The 12642-nt window shown below is 31.0% G+C and carries 14 protein-coding genes; 1 reads left to right on the forward strand and 13 read right to left on the reverse strand.

Annotation, left to right across the window (positions count from 1 at the left end; genetic code table 11):
• From RYK07_RS07745 to RYK07_RS07805, 13 genes are all read right to left on the reverse strand, one after another.
• Nucleotides 1-331 (reverse strand): glycosyltransferase family A protein (locus RYK07_RS07745; RefSeq protein WP_314853272.1); only part of this gene is annotated, 331 nt, incomplete at its 3' end.
• A 13-nt stretch (nt 332-344) separates the two neighbouring features.
• Nucleotides 345-1400, reverse strand: coding sequence for a CDP-glycerol glycerophosphotransferase family protein (locus RYK07_RS07750; RefSeq protein ID WP_314853273.1), 1056 nt, complete (start codon nt 1398-1400; stop codon nt 345-347).
• A gap of 55 nt (nt 1401-1455) precedes the next feature.
• Nucleotides 1456-2532 carry a glycosyltransferase gene (locus RYK07_RS07755; RefSeq protein WP_314853274.1) on the reverse strand — a complete coding sequence of 359 codons (1077 nt, stop codon included), beginning with the start codon at nt 2530-2532 and terminating at the stop codon, nt 1456-1458.
• Between the two features lie 4 nt (nt 2533-2536).
• The gene (tagD, locus tag RYK07_RS07760) at nt 2537-2932 is read right to left on the reverse strand and encodes a glycerol-3-phosphate cytidylyltransferase (protein WP_314853275.1); all 396 of its coding nucleotides are present in this window, start codon (nt 2930-2932) and stop codon (nt 2537-2539) included.
• Between the two features lie 4 nt (nt 2933-2936).
• Nucleotides 2937-3773, reverse strand: coding sequence for a glycosyltransferase (locus RYK07_RS07765; RefSeq protein ID WP_314853277.1), 837 nt, complete (start codon nt 3771-3773; stop codon nt 2937-2939).
• A gap of 14 nt (nt 3774-3787) precedes the next feature.
• Nucleotides 3788-4888 carry an EpsG family protein gene (locus RYK07_RS07770; protein ID WP_314853278.1) on the reverse strand — a complete coding sequence of 367 codons (1101 nt, stop codon included), beginning with the start codon at nt 4886-4888 and terminating at the stop codon, nt 3788-3790.
• Nucleotides 4889-4927: 39 nt separating this feature from the next.
• Nucleotides 4928-5590 carry a CpsD/CapB family tyrosine-protein kinase gene (locus RYK07_RS07775; protein WP_314853280.1) on the reverse strand — a complete coding sequence of 221 codons (663 nt, stop codon included), beginning with the start codon at nt 5588-5590 and terminating at the stop codon, nt 4928-4930.
• A gap of 4 nt (nt 5591-5594) precedes the next feature.
• The gene (locus RYK07_RS07780) at nt 5595-6119 is read right to left on the reverse strand and encodes a chain-length determining protein (protein WP_314853281.1); all 525 of its coding nucleotides are present in this window, start codon (nt 6117-6119) and stop codon (nt 5595-5597) included.
• A 187-nt stretch (nt 6120-6306) separates the two neighbouring features.
• The gene (locus RYK07_RS07785; protein WP_314853282.1) at nt 6307-6888 is read right to left on the reverse strand and encodes a sugar transferase; all 582 of its coding nucleotides are present in this window, start codon (nt 6886-6888) and stop codon (nt 6307-6309) included.
• Nucleotides 6889-6966: 78 nt separating this feature from the next.
• Nucleotides 6967-7701, reverse strand: a complete 735-nt coding sequence (locus tag RYK07_RS07790) for a CpsB/CapC family capsule biosynthesis tyrosine phosphatase (protein WP_314853284.1) — start codon at nt 7699-7701, stop codon at nt 6967-6969.
• 1 nt (nt 7702) lies between these two features.
• The gene (locus tag RYK07_RS07795) at nt 7703-9142 is read right to left on the reverse strand and encodes an LCP family protein (protein ID WP_399546562.1); all 1440 of its coding nucleotides are present in this window, start codon (nt 9140-9142) and stop codon (nt 7703-7705) included.
• A gap of 235 nt (nt 9143-9377) precedes the next feature.
• Nucleotides 9378-11375, reverse strand: a complete 1998-nt coding sequence (tkt, locus tag RYK07_RS07800; protein WP_314853285.1) for a transketolase — start codon at nt 11373-11375, stop codon at nt 9378-9380.
• Between the two features lie 54 nt (nt 11376-11429).
• Nucleotides 11430-11678, reverse strand: a complete 249-nt coding sequence (locus RYK07_RS07805; protein WP_314853286.1) for a DUF896 family protein — start codon at nt 11676-11678, stop codon at nt 11430-11432.
• A gap of 149 nt (nt 11679-11827) precedes the next feature.
• Here RYK07_RS07805 and lexA point away from each other — a divergent pair, with 149 nt between their 5' ends.
• Nucleotides 11828-12451, forward strand: coding sequence for a transcriptional repressor LexA (gene lexA, locus RYK07_RS07810; protein ID WP_314354342.1), 624 nt, complete (start codon nt 11828-11830; stop codon nt 12449-12451).
• The last annotated feature ends 191 nt before the right edge of the window (nt 12452-12642 follow it).

A 12642-nucleotide genomic window follows, 5' to 3' on the forward strand; every position in this document is an offset into this window, starting at 1 on the left:
CAATATCTACATCCTCAGTCATGTATTGCATTAACTTTTCTAAATAGTTTGTTTTTATAATATCATCACTATCTACAAATACAATATACTCTCCAGTTGATATCTCTACCCCTTTATTTCTTGCCGCACTTAATCCTTGATTTTCTTGATTAATTAAAAGAAAACGACTATTCTCTTGACAATAACGTTCACAAATCAGTTTAGACTTATCGGTAGATCCGTCATTGACTAGTATGACTTCAATATTAGTATATGTTTGAGTTTGAACACTCTTTAAGCATTCTTCTAAATAGTTCTCTACATTATATACGGGAATAATTACGCTAATCATTTTTATCCTAACCTTATTTCTTTAATCTAATTTCATTCAAAAGGGTCTTTGTAAAGTCTTTTTGAATGGCATTGACTTTATCATTTACTTCTTTTCTTTGTTCCTCATATTCATCTTCAGATTGGACGACACTCTCTAAGAACGCTAATAAATCGTTTGAATTACAAATAACATTTCCCACCATTAGACTCTTAACATCTTCAAATACAAAACCACGTTTTTCTTTATATTCTTCATAATCATTAATTGTAAATGCAACGGGTCTATTTAATAAATAATAATCTAAAAATACTGAAGAGTAATCGGTAATTAATGCACTAGTAGTTCCTAAAAAGGTATATAGAGTGTCATATTGCTCACTAATGATTTCTTCTGTTAATAGATGAATATTCGAGTGATTCATTTGAACTTGAAGACGAGATTCTTCTAATGGATGTAATTTAATATATAATTGATAACCATGTTTCGATAATAATTGTTGTATTTTGGAGAAATCCTCTTCTTTAAGTGAAAAAATCAATGCATCCTGACTATCATGATAATTGTTGGAATTTCTGTAAGTTGGCATCCAAATGATATTTTTCTCTTTTTCTTTTTTGAAAAGCTCATCATTTCGAATATTTCCAACCAATAACATTTGTTCATCAGTTGCATGAAAGGCTGCTTTCATAATTGGAGTAAAGAAATCCGAAGACGATACCAATTTTGTAAAAAAGTTATAATCAACATTCTCTAGCCCCTCTTCAAGATTCCCAATTTTTTTCAAAGGCATTCCATGCCAAAGGTTAACGACCATCTGATTTGGAGCAGGCTTAATAGGATATTTACCAAATGAATAGAAAAAGTATTTAGACGTTAAAAAATAATACAGTCCTCGATAAATCGAAACATACTTCACGTTTTTATCTTTTTCTAGATGATAAAAATCATTTGACGCACAAATAATGTCGTATTCTTCTGGATAGCCATGGTCGACCAAATATTGATAGAGTGTTCTAAGATTATCTCTGAATCCCCAATTGGAATATAAAACAATTCTCTTGTTCTTCTTTGGAATCATCGTATTCATTTTTGACGTGATTGATTTAAGGTTAAACATAAGTGTTTTGAAATACTGATTCATATCATCTCTCCAAGCCTTGCTTATAAATTGTTTTCAAATATTCTCTATTTTCATCAATATTGAACGGTTTTAACGCTTCCTCTAACGGGCGATTTTGATCTAAAAGAGGTGCTTTTTCAATAGAATTCATCCATTTTTCCTTTTCCAAAGGTAAAGCTGTACAAAGTTTTTTATTCAGTTGCGTTGTGGAATCAATCGTTTCATTCATAATAATATTGACTCCAGAGCATTGTGCCTCCACTAACACCATTGGAAATCCTTCATAAAGGGATGGAAATGCAAAAATATCAAACGCTGAATAAAATTTATGCACATCATTTCTACGACCCGTAAAAATAACATTCTCTAACTTGTTACTTTTTTCTTCTAACATTACACGATCCGGACCTTCTCCAACAAAGACAAAAGTAACTTCCGGCATCAGTTTTGCAATTTCAATTAAAAATTTTTGGTTTTTAAACGGATTTATAATCCCCACCATTCCAACTACTTTTTGATGGTTGGGAATACGAAACTCTTGTCGAATCTCATTTCTATAGCATGGTGAAAATTTAAATTTCTCTATTTGAATAGCATTTGGAACAATTTGAAACGACTGTTTTCCAAAAATTTTTTCTCCAGCTAATTGACCACATGAAATACGATGCGTCGCATTTTTTAATGCTAAAAACACTAAAAATCGATTTCGAATGCTTTTCAACCAATGGTCAGAAAACTGACTACTATGATTATGATAAATTCTGACACGGACACCATTTTTTCGTGCATAGTAATTATGTATAAAGGCAGTAATAGGATTATGAACATGCAGAATATCGATTGGATGATTCTTATAAAACTTTTTACATTCTCTTGCGTATTGAATCATGTTAAAAATCTTTAATTCTGGAAATACGATTCGTTTGATGTATTTTTCATCTAAGTATTGATTAAAAGGAAAATAATCTTCACCATTAGATTCCCCAACTATATAGTTAAACTCATCATCGTCTTCTTGAATATGGTTTTTTATAAAACTTTGTACCCCACTCATCGTATTTCGCACTCCACCTGTTACGTGGAAAACATGATATTTCATCCTATCACCCTTGATTTAAATCTTTTTTTATTTTAGAAGTAGAAATTTCTTCCGTTCTCGGTAAATAAACAACTTCGACTCCTAAATCTTCTAAATGGTCAAACTTCCCTTTCCAGTCATCACCAATGACAAAGACATCCGCATGATACTTCTCGATATCAGAAACTTTTTGTTCCCAATTTTCCTCTGGGATGACAAGGTCTACATATCTTATGGCCTCTAGAAGAGATTTTCTCTTATCATAGTCAAAATAACAGTCTTTATTTTTTTCTTTTTGATTAAATTCATTCGTCGATAATCCTACAATTAGATAATCTCCTAATGCCTTTGCACGTTTTAGTAAATGAATATGTCCATAGTGGAGTAAGTCAAATGTTCCATAAGTAATGACTCTTTTCATTTTTTCAATTCACCTCCCCATTTCCAGTAACTTCTTCTCTCATTTTTCTCTTATAAATCCATTTTCTAGCTTGATTTGGTAAAATACGAACGACATTCCGAAGAAGAAGATTTCGCATTAATTCAAACAAATGAATATCCCCTCTACGATAAAAATCTAACTGAAGAATAAAATCTGTCTTCACATACAAAAGACCACCTCTTCGTAAATAACTAGAATCATTTGTTTGCATCACTACTAAAGGTTCTTGAATATTATAAAAATCTTTAGTCGGATTATCATGTAATAATCTCATCGTTAAATCATAATCTTCTAAATAACGAAATTCACGATAATTCCCAGATTTTAAAATGTACTCTGTTTTCATCATACTAGAAGGATTATTAAATGGATTTCTCATTTTTGAATATTGTCGAATTTCTGCAGTTGTTTCTGGCACTTTCTTCAAAGCCGTAAATTCTGTATTTTTTTCTAATATATTCGAACCAACCATAATCAAATTCGGATTAATCTTAAAAGCGTTCAATTGTTTTTCAAATCTTGTTTCAACACAATAGTCATCACTATCGATTCGAGCAATAAGTTCCGTTTGACATTGTTTCACGCCAAAACGAGACGTTGGGCCTGACCCTAAATTTTCAGGCAACTGATAAACTGATAAAATAGGAATTTCTATTTTTAAACGCTCAATTTCTTTATTTAATGCTTCTGTTAATTCCCCATCACACACTAAAATAATTTCTTTTGGTTTTACAGTCTGTTTATAAGAACTTAATAAACTCTTTCTTAAATTCTCTGGAATTTCTTTTTTATAAACAGTTACTAAAACGGAAAACTCCATACCTACACCTCTATCTAATTTCCTATTAACCAATCCGTAATGACGGAACGGTAAGGAACTACATGATACCAGTCTGGTTTATAATAAATCAGTACTAAAAGCATCATCAAATAAACTAAAATAATCCCATAAAACAAAATCCATTTTATTTTTTTGTGTGAAACTTTGGATAAAACCATTGGAATATACAATGCTACAAATGGAGAAAAGTAATGCGCAAATCGACCAATTAGACTTGTTTGTAATGTCATAGCAGTTAACACTAAATAAGCTAAAAATAACGTTCTAATGGATTCTTCCACTTTTGTTAATGTTTGTTTATTTAAAATGATCTCTCCCATTATAAAAACGAATCCGTATAAAATCGTTAGTAATATAGGAGCCCACTTATTACTATCTAAAAACCAGGATGATTCTAAATAAGAATTATATTGTGGGAAATATTTAATTAAAGCAAACGAAATTAATTTTACAAATGGAAATAGCGCTACAAATCCTATAAAAATAGCTGGATAATATTTCGCACTTAATTTTATTTTTCTAATAAAGATAAATAGAATACAAACTATTCCTGAAGTATGAAATAGAGGCGCTAATAATACAAAAAGAATCCCTCTCATTTTCTTTTCTTCTGCTAAAAAATAAAATCCTAAAAAACCAAATGCAACTGCTAGTCCTTGTCGAATATTTGATAAAGAATATAAAAGCATTCCTAAAGAGCTTAAATAAATGATTAAACTCATATACACATTTTTAGAATACTTTTCTAATACATAGAACCATATCCATAAAGTTAGAAAAGCAAATACAAAAAGTAATAATGAGTAATTTTCAGTCATACTACGAATGAGTTGGTTAGTAAAAACATATCCTAGTTCAAATCTCGATTTAAAGATTTTGGAAAGTTCTGGAAGTCTTAAAGCATTTTGTTCAAAAATGGAAATATAAACATTCAAATCTCCTCCTACACTTGATTTTCTTAAACCATCAAAAAGTAAGAAGAACATAAAGGTTGGAAAAATGAGAAAGTTTATCTCTCTTTTTCTCTCTTCAAAATAAAAAGATAAGAACGCCAGCAAGGAAAGGTACATAAACATTAAAATATAGATAATCATTTGAACTCCTTCCCTAGTGTTTCTTATCTCTTCCACTAACTAATATTTGTAATAGTAATAATAATTATTACCTTCCGTTAATTTTAATTTATTCATCACTGTTCCTAATAGTCTAGCTCCAACATTATCCAATCTTTTCTTAGCTTCTACAATTTGTCTACGTTTGCTTTGTTTAGGATCAACTACTAATAAAGTTGCATCAGCAATTCTCGCCAATACTTGTGCATCAGTTGCTGCTAATAAAGGTGGCGTATCAATAATGACATAATCATAATGCTCTACAAATGCTTTGATACTTTGTTCCATCGCATAACTAGCTAACATTTCTGAAGGGTTTGGTGGGACTGGACCTGAAGTTAAAACATCGAATTTAACATCAAGTATCTCTAATCGTTGAATAGCTTCTGCACCCGTTTCACGTAATAAGAATTTACTTAATCCTTCTGTATTCATAACTCCAATAATTTTATGTTGAGTAGGTTTTCTCATATCTGCATCAATTAACAAAACTTTTTTTCCTTGTTGGGCTAATGAAGCTGCAAGATTAATACTCACTTCACTCTTTCCTTCATTAGGATTAGAACTCGTCACAACTATTGTTTGAATACTTTGCCCAAAATTTGAAAATTGAATATTACTTCGTAAAGTTCTAAAAGATTCTGATGCAATCGATTTACTATTATGAATGACTTCAATATGCATATTTCTACCTTCTTCCTTTTTTCTCTATTTCAGGAATCATTCCTAGAGTTGGAACCCCTGTTAATTCTTCTAAATCTTCAGAAGAATCAATGGTATCACTCAAAATATAACGGAAAAATATCATATTAAAAGCTATAAATACAAAAACGATTAAAGATATGAACATATTTTTCCATAAAATTGGATAAACAGGTTTTGAACTTCCTAATGCCTCACTCACTACTTCTAAATCATCACGACCAAATTTTTCTGCTGTAAATTTTTTATATTGTTTGACATATTGTTGAATATAATTAACAGCCAACTCTCTATCTGTAGCTCGTATTGTTAACGTCATTAATTGTGAGCCTGAATCATTCGTTAGTTTAATACTCTTAATTTTAGATGATTCTTCAGGAGAAAGTTCTAATGCTTTGTTAGTAGCTTCCTTAACTGGAGGTAATGCTGCAATTTCTAAATAAGTTTTTGCCTGTCTTTGAAACAAGTTTAAAGATTCTATTACTTGAGAATCATTTTTTTCCGTACTCATATTTTTCATAATAAGAGTGGATGATACACTATATATTGGTTTAATCGCTACAATGGTATAGATTGTAACACTACCAACTCCTAAAAGTATAAATGTTATTAAAAAAATAAATTTTGACTTAATAAGACTATAAAATCTTGTCATATTATTAAAAATGTCCATTCACTGTTCTCCTCTATTTAATTTTTTATCTAGATCCATGACCGGTAAAAACAACTTGTATTGTTTTTAAAATAATTAAAATATCCAAGCATGAACACTCATGTTCGATATAATACTTATCATATTCCAACTTTTCTTTTGGAGTTAATTCATATCCCCCATTGACTTGTGCCCAACCTGTAATTCCTGGTTTTATCACTATACGATCATTAAAATCTGGAATATCTTTTAAAAATTCTTCAATAAATTCAGGCCTTTCTGGACGTGGTCCGATAATAGCCATATCGCCTTTAATAATATTAATTAATTGAGGCAATTCATCAATTCGAGTTTTTCGAAGAAAATGACCCACTTTTGTAATACGAACATCATTTTTCGTTGCCCATTGATAACCATCTTTTTCGGCATCTGAATACATCGATCTTAGTTTATAAATTTTAAATCTTTTCCCGCTTAATCCAACTCTTTCTTGTACATACAATGGATTTCCTTTTGTTTCTAATATAATAAATAAAGCACTAATACTACAAAGCAATAAAGCTGGTATTAATAATACTATACTTATAAAGAAATCAATCCCTCTTTTTATAATTCTATAAGTACACATAATTTCCTCTTTCATGGTCATTTCACAACTTTTACAATGATTAAACTATCATCGATAATGTTCGTAAAATAATTAATTTTATTCTATCATTTGATTCGTAACTATCCGATTAGGATTATCTACAAATAACTCTTTTGCTTTTTTTCGTCCATATTTATGAGAAATAATCTCAAATGCTTCTTTCATATAAGGTGGTCTCTTTGATAGATGATGCATATCACTTGCTACACAATGCACTAAATCTCTATCCAAAAAATATTTTGCCCTTTTCTTAAACAATTTATTTTTATCACAAAACCATTTGTATTTTAACACACTTGAACTATTAATTTGAACATAACATCCCATATTAATCAATTCTTTCAAATAATTTTCATTATTTTCCAAAGATTGATAACGTTCTGCATGAGCGAGAACTGGAATAAATCCCAGTCTTAGAATATTCGTTAAACCTGTTTTTATCTCCCAAAATTTTGCGTTTTGACTAAACTCTATTAGCACATAAGAGCTTCCATTTATACTAGGAATTACCTTTTCCTCTAATTTATCCATTAACTCACTAGAATAATAAATCTCTGACCCATACAAAATCGTTAAATCTGATGCTATTTCTTTAGCAAGTTTTTGAACACTTTTAAAATTCTTTTCTATACTATCTTCAGGTGTTTCAAACATTCCTATCCTACGATGAGATGTTGCAACAATCGTACGGACACCTTGATTATAAGCTTCAATTAAAAGACTTTTAGTTTCTTCAATCGTCTTAGGTCCATCGTCAACAGCAAAAATCACATGCGAATGAATATCTATCAAATTATCTTCCCTCCATGATAGCCTTCATGGCATCTTTAATCGATTGTAATTTATTTTCATCAACTTCCATCATATATAGTTTACTATTTGGCATAGCATATGATGGTAAATCCATACTTCCAACTCCCGTTAAGTCTGTAGATTCGACACTATACAGACCACCTGTTTCTAACTGACTGTTCACAAGATTCATCATTGTTACAAATGGCATATTCGTTTGAATTGAATCTTGAATTCCTTGTAAAATATCATTAAAATTCGTTAAAGCTTCAGCAGACGTTAATTTTCGAATAATCGCAGTAATCACTTTTTGTTGATTCCGTCCTCTATCACGATCTCCATCTGATAATGCATAACGTTCTCGGACAAATCCCAATGCTTGATTAGCATTCAAATGAATTCTACCAGCAGCATAATATTGTCCATTATGTTTTGCTGTAAATGCTTTATCATTATCTACATCGACTCCCCCTAAATAATCAATTAATTTTAGGAAAGAGGTAAAATTCAATCGAACATAGTAATTAAGGTCGATATTATAGAGATTTTCTAATGTTTTAATAGAAGCATCTACACCGTAAAGTCCTGCATGAGTCAATTTATCTTTTTGATCATTACCACCTAGAGCAATTGGAACATAAGAATCCCTAGGCGTTGTAGTAATTAATACTTTTTTCGTTTTTGTATTAACCGTTAAAATTATATTCACATCAGAACGAGAAACTTCATTAATAGGACCATAGGTATCAATTCCACTAACATAAATATTAAAGCTATCTCCTTTATTGATTTTAGGTCCACTAACTTTTTTCGTTATTTTTTTAACATATAATTTTTTGATTTTTGACAAGTAATCTGGGTGCTCTGTTTCAATGATGTTTTCAAAAGCTCCATTTAGTACTATTGCTTCTACTTCACCATTGATTAAACTATTATATGAATCAAGATATGAATGATTTTTTTCTACCTCTAATGTTTTATTTTGTTTCTGTTTAATTTCATCCATAAATTTCAAAATATTATCTTCATCTAACTCCAGGGGAGCTAGAACTTTATCTAACTGATTAATTTCAGAAATTGAACTATCTGCTAAAACAGCGATACTCATAGCATAATGAGAAGTAGCTGAGGTTTCATTCATTCGATTGGTTAATTCAATAAATTGATAAATCGAAAATATAGCAATAATATTTAATACATTCCCAATCATTAGTAAAATTCTAGTTTTCTTTTTTGATTTTTTTGAGGTTAATTGTTTGAAACTATATCCTGAAATAAAAATCAGTATACAGGCAACTATCACATTTAAAAATCGAAAGGCTAAAATTTTATAACTAAACATTAAAATTAATAAGATAATGGATAGCAAAATATAGCTAAAGAATAATCCCCATTGAAATCTTATTTTGGCTTTACTAGGATATTTCTTTTTATATTTCAAAACACAGTACCTCCATTCTCATTAAACTTCATTATAAAACAAATAAAAGAATAATAGAACTTAAAAACCTTAAAATTTTAAAAATTTGTTTATTTTTTCACAGCAAAATGAATTTTTTCTATATTAACTCGGAATAATTCTTTTCATTCTATTTTTATCCTTTTTTTCTAAAAAACAAAAAACTTTTCAGACATAGGTATCCCCTACATCTGAAAAGTCATTTTATGTTCTTCTATTAATTTAATGATAAATAACTTGCCACTACATTCTCAACTGTAAATCCGTATTCTTTCATCACAGTATTTCCATTACCAGATGCCCCGAATTTATCGATCGTTACTAATTCACCATCAAATCCTACATAACGATGCCAACCTAAGCTTGCCCCCATTTCAATAGCAACACGCTTACGAACTGAACTTGGTAACACTGATTCTTGATATTCTTTTGATTGTTCTTCAAAACGATTCATCGCTGGCATTGACACAACTGAAACATCATGTCCTGTTTCTCTTAAAACTTTTTGTGCTTCAACAGCTAGACTGACTTCAGAACCAGTTGCAATCAGAATTCCTTCTGGAACTTCACCTTCTTGAGGGCTCACAACATATGCCCCTTTATTAACTCCATCAAAAGCTAATTCTAATGAATGTTCCAATACTGGAAGATTTTGTCTTGATAAAACTAATAAGGATGGTCTAGTTTTATCTTCTAAAGCTGTTTTCCAAGAAGCAGCAACTTCATTTCCATCTGCTGGTCTAAATACATTTGTATTTGGAGTTGCACGGAAGGCTGCTAATTGTTCAATTGGCTCATGAGTTGGGCCATCTTCACCTACTGCAATTGAATCATGCGTATAAACATAAATGGTTGGTAATTTAGAAAGCGCTGCTACACGCATTGCTGGTTTTACATAGTCTGCAAATACAAAGAATGTACCAATATATCCTCTTGTACCACCATGTAATAAAATACCATTTAATGCAGCACCCATTGAGAATTCACGTACACCAAACCAAATATTACGTCCAGCATAATTGCTAGCTTCAAAATCAGTATCTGCTTTATTCATAGTATTGTTTGAAGAAGATAAGTCAGCTGATCCTCCCCAGAATGAAGGAATATGTTTTCCTAATTCTTGAATCACTTCTTGGCTTGTTACACGAGAAGCTTTTGCGGGACTACCAAATTCATATTTAGGTAAAATTTCTTTCCAATCAACATCCCATTTTTGTGAGAAACTTTCTTCGAATTGTTTCGCTAATTCTGGATACTCTTTACGGTAAGCTTCGAATAATTCTTGCCATTCTTGATAATCGTGTTCACCTGTTTGAACTAATAATTTATCAAAACGATGGGCTACTTCTTCGGGAACTTCAAATGGGGCATAATTCCATCCATAATTTTGTTTCATGATTTTAATGCCTTCTTCTCCTAAAGGAGTTCCATGAATTTTATTCGTTCCTTGGTTTGGAGCGCCATATCCAATAATTGTTTTCACTTCGATTAAAGTTGGTTTTTCAGTTTCACCTTGTGCTTCTTCAATCGCTTCTGCAATTTCATCTAAGTCATTTCCGTCTTCAACACGGATATAATTCCAACCTTGAGCGATAAAACGGTCTTTTACACTTTCATTAAATGATTTTGATAATTCTCCATCTAATGTAATATCATTTGAATCATATAACACAATTAATTTATTTAATTTTAAAGTACCTGCTAGAGAAGTTGCTTCATAAGAAACACCTTCCATTAAGTCTCCATCCCCACACATCACATAAGTATGATGATCTACAATTGGAAATCCTGGACGATTATAAGTTGCAGCTAGATGTGCTTCAGCCATAGCCATCCCTACACCATTAGCAAATCCTTGTCCAAGAGGACCAGTTGTTGCTTCTACTCCATCAGTGTGGCCAACTTCAGGGTGTCCTGGAGTTTTACTATTAAATTGACGGAAATTTTTTACATCTTCAATTGAAACTTGATAGCCAGAAAGATGTAATAATGAATATAAGAGTGCTGAACCATGTCCACCTGATAAAACAAAGCGATCACGATCAACCCACTTAGATTGTTTTGGATTTACTTTTAAATATTTTGACCATAATACATAAGCCATTGGAGCAGCACCAATTGGCAAACCTGGATGTCCAGAATTTGCGGCTTGAATGGCATCCACACTCATTGTACGAATCGTATCCACTGCTAATTGATCTACTTTATCAAACATATTAACACTCCTATTCAAATGATTATTTTATTCATTCCCTATTTTAATTAAAAACTATTCTTCATTACGATTATGTAATCCTTTTTCTCTTTGAATTTGTTTCAATTTGTCAGGAGTTACATCGTTTCCTTCTTCATCAACAATTTTTAACCCTTCAATATGATTTCTCATTCCTCCACGGAATGATTCTAAATATTCTTGACGTAATAACAATTGTTCATCTTGTTCAACTTGAGTTAATCCAACTGTTTTTTTCTTACGAGCTAATTCATTAATTCTCTCAATTTTCTTAGGATCTAACATATCAGACTTCCTTTCTAAAATTCTATCATTACCCTTTTATCATACCATTATTTGCATAAAAAGAAAATATCCTGGCATACGAACGTTTGTTTGATTAAATATTCAATTTGTGCTATGATAACGTAAAAAGATACAGAGAAGGTGATTCAATGTCAAATGTTAAAGATTCAAAACAAATCGATGTTTTACGTTTTATATATGAAGAAGTTAAAGAACATGGTTATCCACCAACTGTTCGAGAAATTTGTAATGCTGTTGGACTCTCTTCTACTTCAACTGTACACGGCCACCTTTCTCGTTTAGAAAAAAATGGATACATTCAACGAGATCCTAGTAAACCTAGAGCGATTGAATTAACACAAATTGGACTAAAAGCAATCGGAGCTACAGCTACTGCTATTCCAATGTTAGGAACAGTTACTGCGGGTTCTCCTATTTTAGCAATCGAAGAAGCAAATGGATTCTTTCCAATTCCACCAGACTTACAACAAGATGCAGAAGATTTATTCATGTTAACGATTAAAGGTGACAGTATGATTAATGCTGGAATTTTTGATGGTGATTCTGTAATTGTACGAAAACAATCTACTGCTTCTAATGGTGAAATTGTGATTGCCATGACCGAAGAAGATACTGCTACATGCAAAAGATTTTATAGAGAATCTGACCATATTCGCTTAGAACCAGAAAACGATCAACTCGATCCAATTATCTTACCGAATGTAACCATCTTAGGAAAAGTAGTCAGCCTCTATCGTAATCGAATTTTTTAATAATATATCAATGATGAACTCTTTGTTTTTAAAACGAAGAGTTTTTTTATTTTTGAAAAAGAATTTTCATGCCGACCTTTACTAGTAAAAAAAATTCTGTTCCAAAACGCTCTCTCATATTTATCCATCAAAATAGAGGCTCATCGACAAATTCTGTTGGTGAATCAAATTTAACACCAAATTAAGCCTTT

Origin of the sequence: uncultured Granulicatella sp. (genome assembly GCF_963528315.1) — a bacterium.
GTDB lineage: Bacteria > Bacillota > Bacilli > Lactobacillales > Aerococcaceae > Granulicatella.

Coding starts and splice junctions, on each gene's coding strand:
- RYK07_RS07750 (WP_314853273.1), bottom strand. CDS start 1,400: ATGAATACGATGATTCCAAAGAAGAACAAGAGAATTGTTTTATATTCC.
- RYK07_RS07755 (WP_314853274.1), bottom strand. CDS start 2,532: ATGAAATATCATGTTTTCCACGTAACAGGTGGAGTGCGAAATACGATG.
- tagD (WP_314853275.1), bottom strand. CDS start 2,932: ATGAAAAGAGTCATTACTTATGGAACATTTGACTTACTCCACTATGGA.
- RYK07_RS07765 (WP_314853277.1), bottom strand. CDS start 3,773: ATGGAGTTTTCCGTTTTAGTAACTGTTTATAAAAAAGAAATTCCAGAG.
- RYK07_RS07770 (WP_314853278.1), bottom strand. CDS start 4,888: ATGATTATCTATATTTTAATGTTTATGTACCTTTCCTTGCTGGCGTTC.
- RYK07_RS07775 (WP_314853280.1), bottom strand. CDS start 5,590: ATGCATATTGAAGTCATTCATAATAGTAAATCGATTGCATCAGAATCT.
- RYK07_RS07780 (WP_314853281.1), bottom strand. CDS start 6,119: ATGAGTACGGAAAAAAATGATTCTCAAGTAATAGAATCTTTAAACTTG.
- RYK07_RS07785 (WP_314853282.1), bottom strand. CDS start 6,888: ATGTGTACTTATAGAATTATAAAAAGAGGGATTGATTTCTTTATAAGT.
- tkt (WP_314853285.1), bottom strand. CDS start 11,375: ATGTTTGATAAAGTAGATCAATTAGCAGTGGATACGATTCGTACAATG.
- RYK07_RS07805 (WP_314853286.1), bottom strand. CDS start 11,678: ATGTTAGATCCTAAGAAAATTGAGAGAATTAATGAATTAGCTCGTAAG.
- lexA (WP_314354342.1), top strand. CDS start 11,828: ATGTCAAATGTTAAAGATTCAAAACAAATCGATGTTTTACGTTTTATA.